This is a genomic window from Chromobacterium rhizoryzae, from assembly GCF_020544465.1.
In the GTDB taxonomy this organism is placed as follows: domain Bacteria; phylum Pseudomonadota; class Gammaproteobacteria; order Burkholderiales; family Chromobacteriaceae; genus Chromobacterium.
The window spans coordinates 615,821-631,154 of record NZ_CP066126.1 but is presented as its reverse complement, the minus strand read 5'-3'; the positions used below and the strand labels follow the sequence as shown (position 1 = coordinate 631,154).

The following is a 15,334-nucleotide window of genomic DNA, read 5'->3' as shown; positions in this document are numbered from 1 at the left end:
ACCACACCATGCAACACGCCAATATCCACCAAGACCCCCGCCTGGAATTGACCGCCCGCGCCCTGGCCGCCAAGGCCTTGAAAGACCTGAGCTGGGAGCAGTTGGCCGCCGGCACCGGCCTCAGTCTGGCCTATGTCACCGCCGCCGTGCTGGGCCAGCACGCGCTGTCCAAGCTCGCGGCGGAGCTGGTCTGCGAACGGCTGGGCCTGAACGCCGCGGACGCTCTGCAGCTGCAAACCATTCCGCTGCGCGGCAGCATTCCCGGCGGCATTCCCACCGACCCCACCATTTACCGCTTCTATGAAATGATCCAGATCTACGGCACCACGTTGAAGGCCTTGGTGCACGAGAAGTTTGGCGACGGCATCATCAGCGCCATCAACTTCAAGCTGGACATCCGCAAAGTGGAAGACCCGGACGGCGGCGAGCGCGCGGTGATCACCCTGGACGGCAAGTTCCTGCCCAATAAGCCCTATTAAGCACCCGTTCACGCCCGCAAGGGCGTGAACACGTTCTAATGGCGTCCCCCAACCCAACGCGGCCCCAACCGTAGGGTGGGTGGAGCGCAGCGATACCCACGCGGAAACGGGTGCGACGCCACAGGCCGCCGGATAGCCGGCTACGGCGTTTCCCAGGCGGCGCGTTGGCGTTGGACGGCGTCAGGGTCCGGTATCGGCGCGCCCACCAGCGCCAGACGGGCGGTAGTTACGTTGCGGAAGCCCGCCAAGAGATAACATCGCTGCGCGCAGAGATCGCGGCTGCTCCATTTCCCGGACGCCCACATCGCCAATAAGGCGGCGCGGGCCGGTTCGTGCTCGCCCTGCCACCGGCTCCAATAATAAAAGTCCGCCAGCGCCCGCTTGATCTGCCGCTGAACCGCCGCGGTGTTGTCCGGATGGAGCGGGTTGCTGTCCTTCAGCGCAATCACCCCCAAGCGCATCTCGTAATCGACGATTAAACGCGCCGCGCCTTTGAGCGCCTCATTGTGTTGGATCAGCAGCTTCATCATGGCCATGCCCTCCCTGTCCAAGCGTCACAACACGCCGTTGACGTGTTCCAGACCGCGTTGCAAACGCTGCTGTATCGGCTCCAGCAAGGCCAGCGCCTCCTCGCTGCTGAACAACAAAGGCTCGTCGCGACGTTCCAGCAAGGTCAGCAGCGCCAACAGCCCGGTATGGGCGGCGCGCATATCCATCACCCCGCTCAACAGGGCGGAGTCCAGCTCGATATAGCAATCGTTCAATTGGCGGCCCAGCTCACCCAGCAGCAGCACATTGCCGGCGGCGGCGGGCAAGCGCTGAGCGCAGGAACGCAGTTGCTCCATCACCGGCGCGGCGGCGGGCTCGGGGCGTTCTCCTGCGCCATGGGAACAGGCGGGAGGGGGCATCGCGGGGGGAAAGGTGGAAAAGGTCATCACGGTCTCCATGTCAGCTTTGGAAACCTGCTCAGACGAGGCTGAGGCAGGCACGTGACAAGGTTGCAGGACCGGCTAACTCTACCAAAACCGGCAGCCCGAAGGCTCCCTGCCACGGCCCGCCCCGAATGGGTACGGCGTGGCAGCAGACGTAACGGCGCCAAAGCGGACCGTTGTGTCTGCGGGAGAGTTAAATGATGGGCCTGCAAACCCTGCGCCGTGTGATTGGGCACGACGCGGGACCAAGCCTAAACAGGCTGGTGAAGACCGTCAAGGGAGGACGCCGGCAGGAAACAGCGCGCGCGGGATAGCCGCAGGCAGGATCAGGGAGGGAGGTGTATGGATTGATCAATCCGCTGCATCAGCTCGGGACTGGCCTGCTTGCTGCACATAATGTAGCGCTTAAGCCCCTCGGGAATGTCCTTGAATGTCAATATCGTCAACTTTGTTGAATCGATTTCTTTTTTCTGCAGCAGAAATTTGTAATCCTCGACATCGATCAGCATATAGTCGGCACGCTGAGAGACGATCATTTGAGCCAGTTCGCCCGGTGTCACCGTCGAATCCATCACGGCGGCGGCGGCATGATCAATCATCGCATCCAATTCTGTGCCGTAAGACACGCCGGAAACTTTGCCAAGCTTGAATTCATGGCTGGCGAACAGCGCTTTTAACGTGCCCAATTTCTGGATGTTTTTCGCGGATTTGACGTTCGCCAATATCAGGTGCGGCTTGTCTTGGTGAATGGCCGAGGAAAACAAGGCAAAGGCCTCGCGCTCAGGGGTTTTATACCAGCCTGGAGAGCAAATCAATTTCTTATTGGCTTGAATATTACTGAGAATGCGTTTGGCAGGCACTTCTTCAAACTCCGCCGGCACGGCCGCGCGGTGTAAAATTTCAATGGTCCGCTCCAATAAAAAACCGGCCGGTTTTCCATTTTGGCTATAGCTGTAGGGCGGTTTGTCCCGATACTGCAGGGATAGAAGCTGCTCCGCCAAGCAGCTTGGCGCGCCCCCCAGCAATAAGAGGGTAAAAAGCAGCCGCTTAGCCACGAGTCCTCCAGAGGCATTCCGTAATGCAAGCGAGCATGACGCCTTGTGTCGTTTGAGCATGGGGGGCATAAGAACGTGGGCCGTTAAGCGGGATGGGCAGCGCCTTTGTCACAGGGCTTAAGGTCGAATCTTGTGAAGATAAAGATTTAAAACCGCTGTGATGGATCCACTATAGGATTATTTTGACCTGATGGCGGATTGGCGCCGGAGCCGGGGCGCAAAAAACCCGCCGATTCACACCGGCGGGTTTGGTCTGCGGCAACGTCGCTTACAGCGCGGCCAGCGCGGCGTCGTAGTTCGGCTCTTCGCCGATCTCGGCCACCAGCTCGCTATGCAGCACCTTGTTGTCCTTGTCCAGCACCACCACCGCGCGGGCGGTCAGGCCGGCCAGCGGGCCGGAGGCCAGCTTGACGCCGTAGTCGGCTGCGAACTGCGGGTTGCGGAAGGTGGACAGGGTCACCACATTGTCGATGCCCTCGGCGCCGCAGAAGCGCTTCTGCGCAAACGGCAGGTCAGCGGAAACGCAGAGCACCACGGTGTCGGCCAGCTTGGCCGCGCGTTCGTTGAACTTGCGCACCGACATCGCGCAGGTCGGCGTGTCCACGCTCGGGAAAATGTTCAGCACCTTGTTCTTGCCGGCGTAGTTGTCCAGTTTGACTTCGGCCAGGTCGGCGGAGGTCAGGGTCAGGGCCGGGGCTTGCTGGCCCTTGGCCGGCAGCGCGCCAGCCACTTCAACCGGATTGCCGCGCAGAGTAACGGTAGCCATGTGGGAATTCCTCATTTGGTTTCAGGGGGTGAATGCCTCCTAGTGTGCGGCAGCTTGGCTGAAATTCAACCCCTCCCAAAGTAGGGCCAAGCCGGTATTCAGACCCCGGGCCGGCTGCGCAGCCGCTCGGCACGGCCGCGCAGCCACTCCAGCGTCAGCAGCATCAGCACCGAAAACCCGATCAACAGCGTGGCCGCCGCGGCGATGGCGGGGCTGAGGTTTTCGCGTATGCCGCCGAACATCGCCCGCGGCAGCGTCGCCTGGCCCGGCCCGGCGACGAACAGCGTCACCACCACCTCGTCGAAGGAGGTGCCGAAGGCGAACAGCGCGCCGGAAATCACCCCCGGCGCGATCAGCGGCAGCGTCACCTTGAAGAACACCCGCAGCGGCGACGCGCCCAGGCTGGCGGCGGCCCGCACCAGATTGCGGTTGAAGCCCTGCAGCGTGGCGCTGACGGTGATCACCACAAAGGGCACGCCCAGCGCCGCATGCAGCAGCACCAGCGTCAGATAGCTGTTGTCCATGCCCAGGGGCGCGAAGAACAGATAGCCGGCCACGCCGACGATCACCACCGGCACCACCATGGGCGAGATCAACACCGCCATCAGCAGGCCCTTGCCGGGAAATTCGGCGCGGGTCAGGCCGACGGCGGCCAGCGTGCCCAGCGTCATCGCCAGCACGGTGGCCAGCGGCGCGACGATCAGGCTGTTCTGCAAGGCGCGCATCCACTCCGCCGAGGAGAAGAACTCCTGATACCAGCGCAGGGAAAAGCCGCTGAGCGGATAAACCAGGAAGGCGCTGGCGTTGAAAGACAGCGGGATGATCACCAGCACCGGCAGCACCAGGAACAGCAGCGTCAGGCCGCCCAGCAGGCGGTGCAGGTAAAACCACAGCCGTTCTTCCGGCAAGGTGTGATGGCTTGGCATCGGTTTGGCTCTCCAGTATCGGTTGGGTCCAGGCGGCGGTTCAGCCCAGCCGCAGCCGTTCGCTGCCCACCAGCCGGTGGTAGACCGCGTACAGCAGCAAGGTGGCCGCCAACAGCAGGCCGCCCAGCGCGGTGGCCATGCCCCAGTTGATGGTGGTGTTGGTGTAGAAGGCGACGAAATAGCTGACCATCTGGTCGTTGGGGCTGCCCAGCAAGGCCGGGGTGATGTAATAGCCTATGGACAGGATGAACACCAGCAGGCAGCCGGCGCCCACTCCGGCCACGGTCTGCGGCGCGTACACCCGCCAGAAGCCGGCGAAGGGGTGGCAGCCCAGCGAGATCGCCGCGCGCAGATAGCTGGGGGAGATGCCCTTCATCACGCTGTAGATGGGCAGAATCATGAAGGGCAGCAGGATGTGCACCATGGCGATGTAGACGCCGACGCGGTTGAACACCAGCTGCAACGGCTGCTCGATCAGGCCCAGGCTCAGCAAGGCGGCGTTGATCAGGCCGCCGGACTGCAGCAGCACGATCCAGGCGGCCACCCGCACCAGCACCGAGGTCCAGAACGGCAGCAGCACCATGATCATCAGCAGATTGCTGCGGCGCGTGGGCAGGCTGGCCAAGAGATAGGCCAGCGGATAGGCCAGCAGCAGGCACAGCGCGGTCACCACCAGGCTCATCCAGAACGTGCGGGCGAACACGCTCAGGTAAATGCCCTGATCCGGCATCGCGCGGCTGAGTTCGCCCAGGTCGTCGATGCGGTGATCCAGCGCCGCCAGCAGATAATACGGCGTGTAGGCGGACTGGTTGCGGCGTATCGCCAGCCAGTAGGCCGGGTCGCCCCAGCGTTCGTCCAGCTCGGTCAGCGCCTGCTTGAACGAGGCCGGCGCCGGCTCCAGCGGCAAGGCGCGCGAGGTCTTGCCCAGCAGGCTGCGGTAGCCGGGCACTTCCATGTTCAGCCGCTTGCCCAGATCACCCAGCGTCTGGCGCTCGCCGGCCAGCCGCACATCGTCGGCCAGCGCGCGGTAAGCCGCCTCCGGCGGCAGCGATTTGCCGTCCCAGGCCGCCAGCGCCCGCACCGTGCGCGGCAGCGAACCCGCCACTTCCGGGTTGTCCACGCTGCGCAACAGCAGCGCGCCGATGGGCACGATGAAAGTCAGCAGCAAGAACAGCAGCAGCGGCGACACCAGCGCCAGCGACTTGAGCTTGCCCAGCCGCTCCGCCCGGGCCAGCCGCGCCTTCAGAGGCCGCTCGTCCGGCGCGGACGCGCGGGAATGGGATACCGTGGAAGCCGTCATGGCCTTACTCCGTTATGGCCGCCGAAAGGCGGCCTCCGCTAAATGAAGGATGAGCGCCCTACTTCGCCGCCCAGGCGTTGAAACGCTGCTCCAGGTTCTCCGCGTGGTCGGCCCAGAACTCCAGATTGATCTTCAGCGCGTCCTTGATGTTCTGCGGCGCGGTCGGCAAATCCGGCAGCTCGTTCTTGTCCAGCAGCGGAATCGCCCGCTTGTTGCTGGGACCGTAGGCGATGTTCTGCGAATAAACCTTCTGGTTTTCCGGCTTGCTGGCGAAGGCGATGAACTGGTAAGCCTGGTCGCGCTTGGGCGTGCCCTTGGGAATCGACCAGTAATCGAAGTCGTAGAGATTGCCGTTCCACACCACTTTCAGGTTCTTGCCCTCCTTGCGCGCCACCGCGATGCGGCCGTTGAAGGCGGAGCTCATCACCACATCGCCGGAGGCCAGGTATTGCGGCGGCTGCGCGCCGGCCTCCCACCACTGCAGATAGGGCTTGATCTGGTCCAGTTTCTTGAAGGCGCGGTCCACGCCGGCCGGCGTGCCCAGCGCCGGATAGACGTCCTTGGCGGCCACGCCGTCGGCCAGCAGCGCAATCTCCAGCGTGCCCTTGGCGCCCTTGCGCAGGCCGCGCTTGCCGGGGAATTTCTTCAGATCCCAGAAATCCTTCCAGCCGGCCGGCGCGGTCTTCAGCTTGTCGGCGTTGTAGGCCAGCGCGGTGGACCAGACGAAGATGCCGATGCCGCAGGGCTGGGCCGCGCCGGGCACGAAGTCGGCCTTATTGCCGATGCGCGCGTAATCCAGCCGCTCCAGCAGACCTTCGTCGCAGCCGCGCACCAGTTCCGGCGACTCCACTTCCAACACGTCCCAGGACACGCTCTTGGTGTCCACCATGGCCTTGAGCTTGGCCATTTCGCCGTTGTATTCGCCGCTGACCAGCTTGAGCCCGCTGCTCTTCTGGAAGGGCGCGTAATAAGCCTTGGCCTGGGCGTCCTTGTTGGCGCCACCGTAGGAAATCACCGTCAAATCCTTGGCCGAAGCCGCGCCGGCCAAAGCCAGCGCGGCGCCCAGCAGCATGCATTTTTGTTTAAACGCCATCCTCATTCTCCTTGTTGACTGCATCGTGACGCCGGCCAGGCCGGCGTGGCTTTCAAAACCAACCATCAGCGCAGGGCCCAGGCATTGAAGCGCTGCTCCAGGCTTTCGCCGTGGTCGGCCCAAAACTCTATATCCACCTTCAAGGCATTCCTCATGTTCTGCGGCGCGGTGGGCAGCTCCGACACTTCCGCCTTGTCCAGCAGCGCCAAGGCTTTCTGATTGCTGGGTCCGTAGCTGATGTTCTGGGAATACACTTTCTGGTTTTCCGGCTTGCTGGCGAAGGCAATGAAGCGGTAAGCAGCGTCCTTGTTAGGCGAGCCCTTGGGAATGGCCCAGGAGTCGAAGTCGTACAGGCTGCCGTCCCAGACGATTTTCAGTTTCTTGCCCTCTTTCTGCGCCGCGGCGATGCGGCCGTTGTAGGCGGAACTCATCACCACGTCGCCGGAGGCCAGGTATTGCGGCGGTTGCGCGCCGGCTTCCCACCACTGGATATGCGGCTTGAGCTGGGCCAGCTTCTTGAAGGCGCGCTCCACGCCGGCCGGCGTGGCCAGCAGGCGATACACGTCCTTGGCCGGAACGCCGTCGGCCAGCAGAGCGATCTCCAAAGTGTATTTGGCGCCCTTGCGCATGCCGCGCTTGCCGGGATAACGCTTCACGTCCCAGAAATCGGCCCAGCCGCGCGGCGCGGTCTTGAGTTTGTCCGCGTTGTAAGCCAGCGCGGTGGACCAGACCAGGGTGCCGATGCCGCAGGCTTGGGCCGCGCCCGGCAGGAAATCCGCCTTATTGCCGATGCGCGCGTAATCCAGCCGCTCGAACAGCCCTTCGTCACAGCCGCGCGCCAGCTCCGGCGATTCGACTTCCAGCACGTCCCAGGACACGCTCTTGGTGTCCACCATGGCCTTGAGCTTGGCCATTTCGCCGTTGTACTCGCCGGCCAGGATCTTGATGCCGGTGGCTTGCTGAAACGGCTGGTAATAGGCCTTGGTCTGCGCCGCCTTGCTGGCGCCGCCAAAGGAAATCACGGTCAGATCCCGGGCCTGGGCGACGCCGGCCAATGCCAACGCGGCGCCCAGCAGGATGAACCCTTGTCCAACTGCCATCCTCATTCTCCTTATTGGCTGCATCGTGACGCCGGCCAGGCCGGCGCGGCTTTCAAAACCGACCATCAGCGCAGGGCCCAGGCATTGAAGCGCTGCTCCAGGCTTTCGCCGTGGTCGGCCCAAAAGTTGGAATCCACCCGTACCGCGCTTTGCAGATTTGCCGGCGCGGTGGGCAGTTCGAGTTGTCGCGCCGGCGCCAACAGCGCCATCGCCTGGCGATTGATCGGGCCATAGGCCATCTGTTGCGAATACGCCACCTGGGCTTCCGGCCGGCTGGCGAAAGCGATGAAACGCCTTGCCGCCGCGCCCTGTTGCGCGCCCTTGGGGATGGCCCAGTAGACAAAGTCATACAGGCTGCCGTCCCAAACTATCTTCAGATTCCGGCCCTCTTGCTGGGCCGAGGCGATGCGGCCGTTGTAGGCCGAACTCATTACCACATCGCCGGAGGCCAGGTATTGCGGCGGCTGCGCGCCGGCCTCCCACCACTGGATATGCGGCTTGAGCTGGGCCAGCTTCTTGAAGGCGCGCTCCACGCCGGCCGGCGTGGCCAGCAGGCGATACACGTCCTTGGCGGCAACGCCGTCGGCCAGCAGAGCGATCTCCAAAGTGTATTTGGCGCTCTTGCGCATGCCGCGCTTGCCCGGGTAGCGCTTCACGTCCCAGAAATCGGCCCAGCCGCGCGGCGCGGTCTTCAGCTTGTCCGCGCTGTAAGCCAGCACATTGGACCAGACGAAGAGGCCGATGCCGCAGGGCTGCAGCGCGCCATCGACCACCTCTGCGCGCGCGCCGGCCAGCGCCGGGTCCAGCTTTTCGAACAAGCCTTCGTCACAGCCCCGCGCCAGCTCCGGCGCTTCCACCTCCAGCACGTCCCAGGACACGCTCCGCGCCGCCACCATCGCCTTGACCTTGGCCATTTCGCCGTTGTATTCGCCAGCCAGCACCTTGATGCCGGTCGCGCGCTGGAAGGGCTGGTAATAGGCCTGAACCTGGGCCGCCTGGTTGGCGCCGCCAAATGACACGATGGTCAGCGCCTGCGCCTGACTGGCCGCCAGCGCGGCGCAAGCCAGAAGCAAGGATTTACCGTGTATCGCCATGACCCCTACCTCCTTTATGTCAACGCCGCTTGCCCGCTGGCCGGGCCGCGGCAGCCGCCCCTCCCGGTCAAAGTTTGTAGCCGGGATCGAGCCGGTCCAGCAGGCGCAGCAGCGCCGCCCAGGCCAGGTCGACGAACCTATCGTCCTTCAGCTCCCGCTCGCCCACCTCGCGCTCCGGCTCGTTGAACTGGCGCTCGGTCCGCCGGCAAACCGCCACGGACGGCAGGCGCAAGGCTCCGGCCGCCTGCGCGCTCAGCTGGATGTCGCAGGCCTTCTCCAGGTAGTACATGCGCAGGAAAGCCTGCTTGACCGTCTCCCCCACGGTCAGCAAGCCGTGGTTGCGCAGGATCAGCACCGGCTTGTCGCCCAGATCCCGCACCAGGCGCGCCTGCTCGTTGAGGTCAAGGGCGATGCCTTCGTAATCGTGGTACGCCGCCTTCCCGTAGAACTCCATCGACATCTGGTTCACCGGCAACAAGCCCTCCGCCAGCGCCGCCACCGCGCAGCCGGCCCGGGTATGGGTGTGCAGCACGCACTGGGCATCCGGTCTTGCCGAGTGGATGGCGCTGTGGATGACGAAGCCGGCCGGATTGACCAGGGCGTCGTTCTCGTCCAGCGCCCGGCCGTCGAGACCGATCTTGACCAGGCTGGACGCGGTGATTTCGTCGAACATCAGCCCGTAGGGATTGATCAGGAAATGGTGTTCCGGCCCTGGCAAGCGCACCGAGATATGCGTCGAGATCAGATCGCTCATGCGAAAGTGCGCGATCAGCCGATAACAGGCCGCCAGTTCTCGACGTAGTTGCCGCTCCCCTTCCGACTCCACTGGCTGGGCGGCTTGCTGCGGGGCAGGGCTGAGCTTTGCTGAGCGTTCCATCATGACCTCGGTGTGTTGTGCATCCGCCCCCATCCGGGGGGCCAACTGGCGACGCCGGCGGGCGCCGCGGCAACCGCGCTTACTTGGACTTGGCCACCCAGGCGTTGAAGCGCTGCTCGAGCTCCTCGCTCCTGTCCACCCAAAACGCCGTATCCTCGCTCAGCGCCACCGCGAGATTCCGCGGCGAGGTCGGCAGATCCCGGCTCCTTGTCGCGTCCAGCATCTGGATCGCCTTGCGGTGGGTGACGCCGTAATCGATGGTGTCGGCATAGACTTTCTGATTGGCCGGCTGCGTGGCGAAGCGGATGAACTTCAGCGCGTCGTCCTTGCGCGGGCTGCCCTTGGGAATCGCCCAGTAGTCGTAGTTGTAAACCGAGCCGTTCCAGACCGCCTTCAGGTTCTTGCCTTCCTTCCTCGCTTCGGAAATGCGGCCGTTGTAGGCCGAGCTCATCACCACATCGCCCGAAACCAGAAATTGCGGCGGCTGGGAGCCGGCTTCCCACCACTGGATGTTCGGCCTGAGCTGGTCCAGCTTGCGGAAGGCCCGATCGACGCCCGCCGGCGTGGCCAGCACCTTGTAAACGTCCTTCGGGGCGACGCCGTCCGCCATCAGCGCGAACTCCAGATTGTCCTGCGCGCCCTTGCGCAGACCGCGCTTGCCCGGGAAGGTCTTCACGTCCCAGAAATCCTTCCAGCCAGCCGGCGCCGTTTTCAGCTTGTCGGCGTTGTAGGCCAGGACGATGGACCAGACGTTCATGCCTATCCCGCAGCTTTGCACCACGCCGGCGAGAAAATCCGCGGGCTTGCCGATCTTGCTGTAATCCAGCTTTTCGAACAGGCCTTCGTCGCAGCCGCGCGCCAGCGCCGCCGGCTCGACTTCGACCACGTCCCACGACACGCTGCGGCTATCGACCATGGCCTTGATCTTGGCCATCTCGCCGTTGTATTCCGCCCCGATCACCTTGATGCCGGTCTCCCGCTGGAAGGGGCGGTAATACGCCTTGTCCTGGGCGGACTTTCCCGCGCCGCCGAACGAGATCACGGTCAGAGCGGCCGCCATGGCTTGGCCCGCGAAAGCCAAACCCAGGGCCGTGACGGCCAGCTTGATGCTTGCAGACATTCCAGGTCCTCCTGTGCAAAGGGAGCGGCGTCGCGCCTTGCTATTCGTGAACCAGCGGATCGAGCGCGCGCACATGCTCCACCTGCCAGCCCAGCGGCACCACGTCGCCGACGGCGAGCGTGGCGTCCAGTTCGGCGATGGCTTGTTTGACGAAGAAGTTGGGCTTGCCGCACACCTCCATGCGCACGCGCACGTGGTCGCCCAGATAGATGAATTCGGCCACCCGGCCGGAGAAGCGGTTGTCGCAGCGCTCGCTATGGCCGTTGAGCAGGATGCGTTCGGGGCGGATGGACAGCGACACCGGGCTGCCGGCCTCGCCCACCTTCACCGCCAGCGCCGTCACCCGTTCGCCGCGCTCCAGTTCCACCAGGCAGCGCTCGCCGTCCTGGCTCAGCAGGGTGCCTGGCAAGCGATTGTTCTCGCCGATGAAGTTGGCGACGAAGGCGTTGTCCGGCCGCTCGTAGAGCTGGGCCGGCGCGTCGATCTGCTGGATTTCGCCCTGATGGAACACCGCCACCCGGTCCGACATGGTCAGCGCCTCGCCCTGATCGTGGGTGACGTAGACCACGGTGACGCCCAGCCGCTGATGCAGATGCTTGATCTCCATCTGCATGTGTTCGCGCAATTGCTTGTCCAGCGCGCCCAGCGGTTCGTCCATCAGCACCAGCTGCGGCTCGAACACCAGCGCGCGCGCCAGCGCCACCCGCTGCTGCTGGCCGCCCGACATCTGGCCCGGATAGCGGCCGGCGAAGGCGTCCAGCTGCACCATGGCCAGCGCCCGCTTCACCTTGTCCTGGATGTCCGCCTTGGACACCCCGCGCACCGACAGCGGGAAGGCCAGGTTTTCCGCCACCGTCATGTGCGGGAACAAGGCGTAGTTCTGGAACACCATGCCGATGTTGCGCTTATGCGGCGGCACCCGGTTGAGGGAGCGGCCGGCCAGTTGGATCTCGCCGCCGGTGGGGGTTTCGAAACCGGCCAGCATCATCAGGCTAGTGGTCTTGCCGGAGCCGGACGGCCCCAGCAGGGTGAGGAATTCGCCGCGGCGGATGTCCAGGTTCAGGTTTTTGACGATGAGGTTTTCGCCGTCATAGCTTTTCTGGACGTTGAGGAAGCGGACAAGCACATCGCTGGCTGCGGACATGGCGGCGACACCTGAAAGTGAATGCGTACGCCAACCATGCTAGGGAGCGCGGCGCGCGCCCGCCATCGGCGGGCGGCGGATTTTGCCGTCGGGATAAACGGCGCGCGCTGTAGGGAAATTCTTAGTGCGCCGCAGCAGCCAAGCGCGTTAAAACAGCTGATGCTCGATCGCGTAGCGCACCAGATCCGCCAGCGACTGCGCGCGCAGCTTCTGCATCAGCCTGACCTTGTGGGTGCTGACGGTTTTGGCGCTGATCGCCAGCAGCTGCGCCACCTCGTTGACGTTGGCCCCCTGCGCCAGGCGCTGGAACACCTGGAACTCGCGCTCGGACAACTGGGCGTGCGGCGGCCTCTCGTCGCTGAGATTGACTTCGAACACCAGCCGGTCCGCCAGTTGCGGGTCGATGTAGCGGCCGCCGCCGGCCACTTTGCGGATCGCGGTCAGCAGCAGCGCCGGATCGCTGTCCTTGGTGGCGTAGCCGGCGGCGCCGGCCTTGAGCGCGCGCGCCGCCATCTGCACCTCGTCGTGCATGGACAGCACCAGGATGGCCGGCGGCTGCGCCAGCGCCCGCAAGCGCGGGATCACGTCCAGGCCGCTCAGGCCCGGCATGGAAATATCCAGCAGCAGCACATCGCAGGCGGCGGCGCGCAAGGCGTCGAACACCGCGGCGCCGTGGGCGGCTTCGCCGACCACTTGCAAATCGTCGGCCAGGCCGATCAACTGCTTGATGCCTTCGCGCACAATGGTGTGGTCTTCCGCCACAATCACTCGAATCATGTCTTCTCCTCCCCTTCATCCGGCCGCAAGGGCAGCCGGGCCGTCAAACTACAGCCCTGTCCCGGCGCGCTGGCCACGTCCAGGCCGCCGCCGAACATCAGCAGGCGCTCGCGCATGCCCACCAGGCCGTAGGAACTGCCCGCTTCCCCCGGCCGCCGCTCGAAGCCTTTGCCGTCGTCGATAATGCTCAGCACCAGTTCTCCCGGCAAGGCCTGCAAGTGCAGCGTCACCGTGTGAGCCTCGGCGTGACGCATCACATTGGTCAGCGCCTCCTGCAATACCCGGAACAGGCCCACCGCCTTGGCGTCGTCCAGGCGCAGCGGCGTGTCCGGCACCAGCACCAGACAGGGTATGCCGCTGCGGGCTTCGAAGCGGCGCGCCTGCCATTCCACCGCCGAGGCCAGGCCCGCGTCCAGGATGGGCGGCCGCAGCGCGGTGGCCACGTCGCGGACCAGGGCGAAGGTCTGGGCGATCAGCTTCTTGATGCTGGCCAGCCGCTCCGCCGCCGCGCCCTCCGGCCGCCCCAGACTCAGTTCCAGCATCGAGGTTTCCAGCTTGAGCACGGTCAGCACCTGGCCCAGCTCGTCGTGCACCTCGCGTGCGATATGGGCTTTTTCCTCCTCGCGCACCGTTTCGAGGTGGGCGGCCAGATCGCGCAGCATGGCGCGCGACGCGCTCAGCTCCAGTTCATTGCGCTTGCCGGCGCTGATATCCCACAGGATGCCATCCCACACCATGCCCGTCGCGCCGTGGCGGCGGGCGCTGGCGCGCAGATCGGCCCAGCGCTCCGCGCCGTCCCGGGTCAGAATCCGGCCCTGCCAGCTCCAGTCGCGCTGCTCGCGCCAGGCGGCTTGCCAGCTGTCGCGCAGCGCCGCGGCGTCCTCAGGGTGTGCCAGCGCTTGCAAGCCCTCCGGCCGCGCCAGCAAGTCCGCGGCCGGGTAGCCGGTCAGCGCCAGGCTGGCCTCGCTGACGAAGGCCAGCCGCGGGTCTTCCGCCGCGTCGGCGCGCTCCAGCCGGAACACCAGGCCCGGCACATTGCCGGCAATGCCCTTGAAACGCGCCTCGCTCTCCCGCAGGGCGGCGCGCGCCTGCCGCTTTTCGGTGACGTCGTGCATAAAGGCCACCAGGTAGTCGGCGCCGCCGAAGCGCAGAAAACTGAGCGAGACGTCCAGCGGCAGGCTGCCGCCGTCGGCGCGCAGGCTATCGGTTTCAAACTGCAGCAGGCCCCGGCTCCGCGCCCGGCCCCACAAGTCCAGCCAGCCGTCCATGTCCAAGCCCGGCTGGAAGCGAGACAGCGGCTGCCCCACCGCCTCCGCCTCCGCGCACCCCAGCATCGCCAGCGCGGCCTGATTGGCGTAACGCAGCCGGCCTTCCCAGTTCAGCCACAGAATGCCCACCGTGCTGTGATCCACCGAGAACTGGGTCAGCCGCAAGGCCTCGGCACCGGCTTCCCGCTGGGCCAGCGCCTGCCGCGCCGCCGCCAGCGCTTGCCGCGACTGCCGCTGCTGCCGGCCCTGCCACAGCAGCGCGCCGGCCAAGAGCAGGATGAGCAGCAGCGAGACCTGGCTCAGCCTGCGCCAAAACGGCAGGCTGTCGGCCAGCGGCGTCGGCTCCGCCTGCACCCAGCGCGTGTAGAGATGGCCGCGCTGCGAGGCCGGCAGCGCGCTCAAGGCCCGGTCCAGCAGCATCGCCAGCTGCGGCCAGTCCTGCCGCGACGCCACCCGCAGCAGCCGGGTGGCGCCGCTGTCGCCCACCGCGCGCAAGTGCGAGAATTCCGGCTCGCGCAGCAGCTGGTTCAGCTGCGCCTCGTCCACCACCGCGTAATCCGCCCGCTGCTGCTGCACCTGCTGCAGCGCGTTGCGGTCCGAGCCGGCCGGCAAGCGCCGCAAGGCCGGATAATTGGCGATCAGAAAGGCCGCCGCCGCGCCCGGTTCGAGCACCGCCACCCGCGCGCTGTCCGGCAGCTGTTCCAGTTCCAGCGCCGCCGCCGGCTCGCCGCGCCCGACCAGTTTGTAGGGGATGCGCAGGAAGGGACCGGAAAACAGCCAGTAACGCAAGCCGGCCGGGGTTTGTTCCAGGCCGGGCGCGACATCCACCCGCCCCGCCCGCGCCGCCGCGCTCAACTGCGTCTTGTTCGGATAGAAGGTCCAGGCCAGTTTGAGGCCCAATTCGGCGGCCAGCCGGTTCATCAGTTCCACATGCGCGCCGCTCAGCGCCTGCCGGCGCGCGTCCAGCACCGCGTACGGCGCTTGCGGCACCACGCCCACCCGCAGCACCGGGTGCCGGCTCAGCCAGTCCCGCTCCGCCGCCGACAGGCTCAGCGCCCAGCTCGCCGGCGCCAGCCATAGCGCCGCCCATCCCGCCATCCACAATAAGGCTCTCAATGCGTCTCTCCGGCGCGCCGGACGGCGCGCATGCCACCATACTGTGGCAGCGCGGCGACGCTGTCTAAAAAATCAAACACAAAGCGGGAAAGTCTGTGGCAAGCGGCGCAGGCGACGGGCCTGGCGGGACGGCGACGGGAGGATTGAGAACGCGGGCAGACGCGGCGACGGTCCGGAGAATGGTCCCAGGCTTCGAAAATGCGCCGCCGCCGGCCGGAAAACGCGAATTGCTCTGCATCGCCGGCGGCGACATCAGTATACTGTGACGCTATTCGAAAAATTGTCGA

At 65.4% G+C, this 15,334-nt stretch carries 15 protein-coding genes; 1 reads left to right on the top strand and 14 read right to left on the bottom strand.

Annotated features, from left to right (window positions below):
- The first annotated feature begins 8 nt into the window (after positions 1–8).
- Positions 9–479 (top strand): cyanase, encoded by a 471-nt coding sequence (gene cynS, locus JC616_RS02930; RefSeq protein ID WP_107797958.1) that lies wholly within the window; start codon positions 9–11, stop codon positions 477–479.
- A 140-nt stretch (positions 480–619) separates the two neighbouring features.
- On the opposite strand, the gene JC616_RS02925 is transcribed toward cynS, so the two are convergent.
- The 14 genes from JC616_RS02925 to JC616_RS02860 form a co-directional block, all read right to left on the bottom strand.
- The gene (locus JC616_RS02925; RefSeq protein WP_227106613.1) at positions 620–1,009 is read right to left on the bottom strand and encodes a hypothetical protein; all 390 of its coding nucleotides are present in this window, start codon (positions 1,007–1,009) and stop codon (positions 620–622) included.
- 24 nt (positions 1,010–1,033) lie between these two features.
- Positions 1,034–1,414 carry a hypothetical protein gene (locus JC616_RS02920; protein WP_227106611.1) on the bottom strand — a complete coding sequence of 127 codons (381 nt, stop codon included), beginning with the start codon at positions 1,412–1,414 and terminating at the stop codon, positions 1,034–1,036.
- Positions 1,415–1,737: 323 nt separating this feature from the next.
- The gene (locus JC616_RS02915) at positions 1,738–2,466 is read right to left on the bottom strand and encodes a substrate-binding periplasmic protein (protein WP_227106609.1); all 729 of its coding nucleotides are present in this window, start codon (positions 2,464–2,466) and stop codon (positions 1,738–1,740) included.
- A 268-nt stretch (positions 2,467–2,734) separates the two neighbouring features.
- Positions 2,735–3,232, bottom strand: coding sequence for a thiol peroxidase (gene tpx, locus JC616_RS02910; protein WP_043594076.1), 498 nt, complete (start codon positions 3,230–3,232; stop codon positions 2,735–2,737).
- 98 nt (positions 3,233–3,330) lie between these two features.
- A complete protein-coding gene (locus tag JC616_RS02905; RefSeq protein WP_227106607.1) occupies positions 3,331–4,158 on the bottom strand; it encodes an ABC transporter permease in 828 nt (275 codons plus the stop codon).
- 40 nt (positions 4,159–4,198) lie between these two features.
- Complete coding sequence (locus JC616_RS02900) at positions 4,199–5,458, bottom strand: ABC transporter permease (RefSeq protein WP_107797953.1); 1,260 nt, start codon at positions 5,456–5,458, stop codon at positions 4,199–4,201.
- A 58-nt stretch (positions 5,459–5,516) separates the two neighbouring features.
- Positions 5,517–6,551 (bottom strand): ABC transporter substrate-binding protein, encoded by a 1,035-nt coding sequence (locus JC616_RS02895; RefSeq protein WP_107797952.1) that lies wholly within the window; start codon positions 6,549–6,551, stop codon positions 5,517–5,519.
- A 65-nt stretch (positions 6,552–6,616) separates the two neighbouring features.
- Positions 6,617–7,651 carry an ABC transporter substrate-binding protein gene (locus JC616_RS02890; protein WP_227106605.1) on the bottom strand — a complete coding sequence of 345 codons (1,035 nt, stop codon included), beginning with the start codon at positions 7,649–7,651 and terminating at the stop codon, positions 6,617–6,619.
- Between the two features lie 65 nt (positions 7,652–7,716).
- Positions 7,717–8,745 carry an ABC transporter substrate-binding protein gene (locus tag JC616_RS02885; protein ID WP_227106603.1) on the bottom strand — a complete coding sequence of 343 codons (1,029 nt, stop codon included), beginning with the start codon at positions 8,743–8,745 and terminating at the stop codon, positions 7,717–7,719.
- Between the two features lie 67 nt (positions 8,746–8,812).
- Complete coding sequence (locus tag JC616_RS02880) at positions 8,813–9,622, bottom strand: class II aldolase/adducin family protein (RefSeq protein WP_227106601.1); 810 nt, start codon at positions 9,620–9,622, stop codon at positions 8,813–8,815.
- Between the two features lie 79 nt (positions 9,623–9,701).
- Positions 9,702–10,742, bottom strand: coding sequence for an ABC transporter substrate-binding protein (locus JC616_RS02875; protein ID WP_227106600.1), 1,041 nt, complete (start codon positions 10,740–10,742; stop codon positions 9,702–9,704).
- Between the two features lie 40 nt (positions 10,743–10,782).
- Entirely contained in the window at positions 10,783–11,886 is a 1,104-nt protein-coding gene (locus JC616_RS02870; RefSeq protein WP_107797948.1) for an ABC transporter ATP-binding protein, read from the bottom strand.
- Positions 11,887–12,033: 147 nt separating this feature from the next.
- Positions 12,034–12,663, bottom strand: a complete 630-nt coding sequence (locus JC616_RS02865) for a response regulator (RefSeq protein ID WP_107797947.1) — start codon at positions 12,661–12,663, stop codon at positions 12,034–12,036.
- On the bottom strand, positions 12,660–15,047 hold the full coding sequence (locus JC616_RS02860) for a PAS domain-containing sensor histidine kinase (protein WP_227106599.1): 2,388 nt from the start codon (positions 15,045–15,047) through the stop codon (positions 12,660–12,662). The genes JC616_RS02865 and JC616_RS02860 overlap by 4 nt, the downstream gene beginning before the upstream one ends.
- Positions 15,048–15,334 lie beyond the last annotated feature (287 nt).

Excerpts from the sequence above, each read along its gene's own strand:
- JC616_RS02895 (WP_107797952.1), bottom strand. The coding sequence starts at position 6,551 with ATGGCGTTTAAACAAAAATGCATGCTGCTGGGCGCCGCGCTGGCTTTG.
- JC616_RS02890 (WP_227106605.1), bottom strand. The coding sequence starts at position 7,651 with ATGGCAGTTGGACAAGGGTTCATCCTGCTGGGCGCCGCGTTGGCATTG.
- JC616_RS02875 (WP_227106600.1), bottom strand. The coding sequence starts at position 10,742 with ATGTCTGCAAGCATCAAGCTGGCCGTCACGGCCCTGGGTTTGGCTTTC.
- tpx (WP_043594076.1), bottom strand. The coding sequence starts at position 3,232 with ATGGCTACCGTTACTCTGCGCGGCAATCCGGTTGAAGTGGCTGGCGCG.
- JC616_RS02925 (WP_227106613.1), bottom strand. The coding sequence starts at position 1,009 with ATGATGAAGCTGCTGATCCAACACAATGAGGCGCTCAAAGGCGCGGCG.
- JC616_RS02885 (WP_227106603.1), bottom strand. The coding sequence starts at position 8,745 with ATGGCGATACACGGTAAATCCTTGCTTCTGGCTTGCGCCGCGCTGGCG.
- JC616_RS02900 (WP_107797953.1), bottom strand. The coding sequence starts at position 5,458 with ATGACGGCTTCCACGGTATCCCATTCCCGCGCGTCCGCGCCGGACGAG.
- JC616_RS02920 (WP_227106611.1), bottom strand. The coding sequence starts at position 1,414 with ATGACCTTTTCCACCTTTCCCCCCGCGATGCCCCCTCCCGCCTGTTCC.
- JC616_RS02880 (WP_227106601.1), bottom strand. The coding sequence starts at position 9,622 with ATGGAACGCTCAGCAAAGCTCAGCCCTGCCCCGCAGCAAGCCGCCCAG.
- JC616_RS02905 (WP_227106607.1), bottom strand. The coding sequence starts at position 4,158 with ATGCCAAGCCATCACACCTTGCCGGAAGAACGGCTGTGGTTTTACCTG.
- JC616_RS02865 (WP_107797947.1), bottom strand. The coding sequence starts at position 12,663 with ATGATTCGAGTGATTGTGGCGGAAGACCACACCATTGTGCGCGAAGGC.
- JC616_RS02870 (WP_107797948.1), bottom strand. The coding sequence starts at position 11,886 with ATGTCCGCAGCCAGCGATGTGCTTGTCCGCTTCCTCAACGTCCAGAAA.
- cynS (WP_107797958.1), top strand. The coding sequence starts at position 9 with ATGCAACACGCCAATATCCACCAAGACCCCCGCCTGGAATTGACCGCC.